Genomic DNA, 3,649 nt, shown 5'->3' with positions numbered 1-3,649 from the left:
CGTGCATGCCGCTGTACATGGGGTACGTCCCGGTGAAGATCACCGCATGCGACGGCAGGGTGATGGGCACCGGCGTGTACGCTCGCTCGAAGCGCACGCCCTCGGCCGCCAGTTGATCGAGGTTGGGGGTCTCGGCCGCCTTGTATCCGTAGCAGCCCAGGTGGTCGGCGCGCAGCGTGTCGATGGTGATGACAACCACGTTGATGGCAGGCGGCGGCGCGGCCGCATGACCCACGGCGGTGGCGAGCAGAAGGACAACGAGAGAGGTCGCGGACCGGAAGCGGAAGCGCAGATTCATTCAGCCCAAAATTATACTTGAGGCCGGCGTCCGAGGTTTTCGCTCCCGGCGCCTGTGCTAGGCTGGCGGAGTGATGCGACTCCGCGGCCAGCTCTTGCTGATTCTCCTCCTGCTCCCGGCCGCTGCCCTCGCTGCCCAGCCCTCCTCCGCCCCCGACGTCTTCCTCATCACCATAGACACGCTGCGCGCTGATCACGTGGGATGTTATGGCGACTCCAGCATCCGTACGCCCGCTCTCGACCGGCTTTGCCGCGAGGGCATCCGCTTCTCCCGCGCCTTCACTCCCAGCCCCATCACCAATACCTCCCACGCCAGCATCCTGACGGGCTTGAACCCCAGCCGGCACGGCGTCACCGATTTCGGCGTGCCGCTGGCGGCTTCGCACCGCACTTTGGCTGAGCTGCTCAAGACCAAGGGCTACCACACCGCCGCCTTCATCGGCGCGGTCATTCTGGACAGCAACGGCCTCGCCCCCGGCCTCGACCGCGGCTTCGACTTCTACGACAACTTTCCCGCGAACGCTCCCGCCGCCTCGCATTGGGGACGGGTGGAGCGCCGCGGCGGCGACGTGGTTCGCCGCGCCCAGCGCTGGCTCACCACCCACCGCACCGGCCCGCGCTTCGTCTGGGTACACCTTTACGATCCGCATGACCCCTACGAGCCGCCCCCGCCGTTTGACGCCCAGTACCGTGGCCGTCCCTATGACGGCGAGATCGCCTACGCCGATTCCGCCCTCGGCCAGTTCCTCAGCTTCCTCGACCGCAACGGCTGGTACCGCGACGCGCTCATCATCGTGGTCGGCGACCACGGCGAGGGTCTGGGCGAGCATCAGGAGGAGACCCACGGCATCTTCCTTTACGACTCCACGCTGCACGTCCCGTTGATCGTCAAGCTGCCGGGCGGCCAGAGCGCGGGCGAGGAACTGGGCAATCAGGTGCGCACCACGGACATTCTGCCCACCGTCCTCGACCTGGTCGGCTTTCCCGCCAGCGCGGAGTTCGACGGCGAGCCGCTGCAGCCGCTTTGGGAGGGGCGGAAGGAAGCCGAGCGCCTCGCGCCCGGCGAGACCGACTACCCGCTGCGCTTCGGATGGGCGCCGCTGCGCTCCCTGCGCGCCGGCGGATACAAGTTCATCGAGGCTCCGCGTCCGGAGTTCTACGACCTGCGCGCCGACGCGGGCGAACTCCGCAACCTCTACGAGCCCTGGAACGAGCGAGTACAGAAACTGCGCGCGCAACTGGCCGAGATCCGCTCTCGCGCGCCGCAGTCCCAGCCGCCCGCAGCCGGCGCCGTGAATCCCCTGACCCTCCAGGAGCTGAAGGCGCTCGGCTACCTGGGCACCGACCCCGGCTCCACCGCCGTCCCCGAGCCCTCGCTCCTGCCCGATCCCAAGGACAAGATCGTGCTGCAAAACCTGCTGCACAGCGCCATGTTGGCCGACGAGGAGGGCCGGCCCGCGGAGGCGCGCACCGCGCTGCAGAAGGTGGTGGAGGCGGATCCGAAGTCGGCCGTGGCCCGGTTGCAGCTTGGCCAGATCGAGCTCAAGGAAGGGAACTACGAGAAGGCGGCCGGCTATCTGGCCGAAGCTCGGGCGCTGCGCCCGCAGGATTCCGCCGCCGCCCTCTACCACGGCCAGGCGCTGGAGAAGTCAGGCAAACTCGCCGCCGCCGGCGAGGCCCTCGAAGACAGCCTCCGCCTCACTCCCGGCCAGTTCCCTGCACGCCAGCTTCTGGGCCGGATCTATCTGCAAATGGGAAACCTGAAGGCCGCGCAGGACCAGTTTGAGGCGGCGGTTTTTCTCGAGCCGAAGAACGTCGAGGGCAGGATGGAACTGGCCCGCGTCTTTCTCCAGGGCCAGCGCCCCGCCGACGCGCTCACCCAGCTCACGGCGGCGGCGCAGATCACGCCCGGGAATGCCGGCGTCCAGGAATTGCTGGCCCAGGTCTACACCGCCCTGGGCAAGGACGACCTGGCACGCAAAGCTTCGGCCCGCGCCGCAATTCTGCGCAAGAAAAAGGCACCCTGATCCAGGGCGCCTGTTTGCTTCAGTTTGTTTGTTGGCTATTTTCCTGCGCTCGCCGCCGCCCGGGCCGGCGCTGGCTCGAAGATCTCCGTGATCACCCGTCCCCGCATCTGCTTGGGCGGCTCGATGCCGTAGATGTGCAGCACCGTGGGCGCGATGTCGAATGCGCTCACCGTGAATCCCATGACCCGCATCCCCTTCTTGATCCCGGGGCCCATGGCGATGATGGAGCCGGGAACGTCGTCGCCGTCCTCAAAGTCATGCTTGGCGATGACCGGGGTGGTCTTCTCGTGGTCCATGTGCGCGTGAGGATTCTTCTCCTCGAACTCACGCAGCGGCTTGATCCCGTGGTCGGAGACGATGAACAGGTACGTGTTTTCGTCCACGTGCTTCAGGATGAGCCCCAGCACCTTGTCGAAGGCACGGTACTGGTCCGGGAAGGCCTGCACGTCCACCGTGGCCACCTTGGGGTCGTAGCCCACGTTGTGGGGCTGGATGGGATACAGCCAGTGCCCCACGCGGTCCTCGCAGGACTGCACCATCATGGTGAAATCGGTGGGATGCTTGGTCAGCAGATACTCGAACAGCTTCATCTGCTGCTCGCGGATGTTCTGCACACCCTCCAGCCAAGACTTCACCACCTGGGCTTCCTTGCCGTGTAAGTCCGCGGCGCTGGGCATGCGCGAGCAGTCGATGCGGAAGTCGCCCACATTCGCTTCCAGCTCCTGCACCAGGGCCTTGGGATACACCGGGTCGCCGCCTGCTACCTCCGAGAGCTTGGGCGCGCACAGCACACCATCTTCGCAATCCTTGCCGCGGGTGAGCATGCCGCTGATCATGTATCCGTTCACCGGCATCACCGGAAAGGTCGCCGGGACGTTCGCCATCCCGACCGTGACCCCGCTCTTAGACAGGATGGACCACAGGGGCTCGGTCTTCAGCATGTTGGTGTTTGCCGTCTGCCCACCCACGATGAAGCCGGTGATCCCGTTCTCGTCCGGCGGAGTGCTGGTGGCGATGGCCGTGTACACCTTGGGGCAATTGGGCGCGCTCAGGGTCTTCAACTTGCCGTGCACCCCGTTGTCGATCACCCGCGCCAGGTTCGGCATCTCACCGCGCAGCAAGAGCGGCCGCACGAAGTCCCACTCCATGCCGTTCACTCCCAGCACGATCACATGCGGCTTGGTGGATTTTTGGGTCGGGACGGCTTGCGGGGTCTCGGCCTGAAGCACCGAGGCCGCCAGTAGAATCACCAGCAGGCTGGCTGCGAGGGAACCGAGCTTCCGGGACATAACGAGGCCTCCACCGAAAGGGATTGACTCTGCAAT

At 66.2% G+C, this 3,649-nt stretch carries 3 protein-coding genes; 1 reads left to right on the top strand and 2 read right to left on the bottom strand.

From position 1 onward, the window contains the following. Positions 1-298: sulfatase-like hydrolase/transferase (locus tag VGQ94_10735; GenBank protein ID HEV2022985.1), on the bottom strand; the 298-nt coding region annotated here is incomplete at its 3' end. Between the two features lie 73 nt (positions 299-371). Here VGQ94_10735 and VGQ94_10730 point away from each other — a divergent pair. Next, positions 372-2,324, top strand: coding sequence for a sulfatase-like hydrolase/transferase (locus tag VGQ94_10730; GenBank protein ID HEV2022984.1), 1,953 nt, complete (start codon positions 372-374; stop codon positions 2,322-2,324). Between the two features lie 35 nt (positions 2,325-2,359). On the opposite strand, the gene VGQ94_10725 is transcribed toward VGQ94_10730, so the two are convergent. Continuing rightward, positions 2,360-3,613, bottom strand: a complete 1,254-nt coding sequence (locus tag VGQ94_10725; GenBank protein ID HEV2022983.1) for an alkaline phosphatase family protein — start codon at positions 3,611-3,613, stop codon at positions 2,360-2,362. Positions 3,614-3,649 lie beyond the last annotated feature (36 nt).

This window comes from Terriglobales bacterium (genome assembly GCA_035937135.1).
In the GTDB taxonomy this organism is placed as follows: domain Bacteria; phylum Acidobacteriota; class Terriglobia; order Terriglobales; family Acidobacteriaceae; genus DASYVL01.
This window is presented reverse-complemented; position numbering and strand designations above follow the sequence as displayed.

Coding starts and splice junctions, on each gene's coding strand:
- VGQ94_10725 (HEV2022983.1), bottom strand. CDS start 3,613: ATGTCCCGGAAGCTCGGTTCCCTCGCAGCCAGCCTGCTGGTGATTCTA.
- VGQ94_10730 (HEV2022984.1), top strand. CDS start 372: ATGCGACTCCGCGGCCAGCTCTTGCTGATTCTCCTCCTGCTCCCGGCC.